1 protein-coding gene is annotated in these 584 nt (G+C 68.0%); it reads left to right on the top strand.

The genetic code is table 11. The features are described from left to right. Positions 1 to 584 (top strand): FAD-binding protein (locus tag MOV75_RS41215; RefSeq protein WP_247008622.1); only part of this gene is annotated, 584 nt, incomplete at both ends.

The raw sequence follows: 584 nt of genomic DNA on the forward strand, positions 1-584 counted from the left end.
CCTGCGCGCCGTGGTCGGCTGCGGCGAGGCGGGTCTTCGTACCGCCTGCATCACGAAAGTGTTTCCGACCCGCTCGCACACGGTCGCGGCGCAGGGCGGCATCTCCGCTTCGCTCGGCAACATGCACAAGGACGACTGGCGCTGGCACATGTACGACACCGTGAAGGGGTCGGACTGGCTGGGCGACCAGGACGCGATCGAATACATGGTGCGCAACGCGCCCGAGGCGGTCTACGAGCTCGAGCATTGGGGCGTGCCGTTCTCGCGCACCGAGGACGGCAAGATCTACCAGCGCCCGTTCGGCGGCATGACCATGGATTACGGCAAGGGCCAGGCGCAGCGCACCTGCGCCGCCGCCGACCGCACCGGTCACGCCATGCTGCACACGATGTACGGCCAGTCGCTGCGCCACGCGGCCGAGTTCTTCATCGAGTTCTTCGCCATCGACCTGATCATGGACGACCAGGGCACCTGCCGCGGCGTCATCGCGCTCAAGCTCGATGACGGCACGCTGCACCGCTTCCGTGCCCAGACCGTGATCCTGGCGACCGGCGGCTACGGCCGCGCCTATGCCTCCTGCACCT

Source organism: Bradyrhizobium sp. PRIMUS42 (assembly GCF_023006515.1).
Taxonomy (GTDB): Bacteria; Pseudomonadota; Alphaproteobacteria; order Rhizobiales; family Xanthobacteraceae; genus Bradyrhizobium.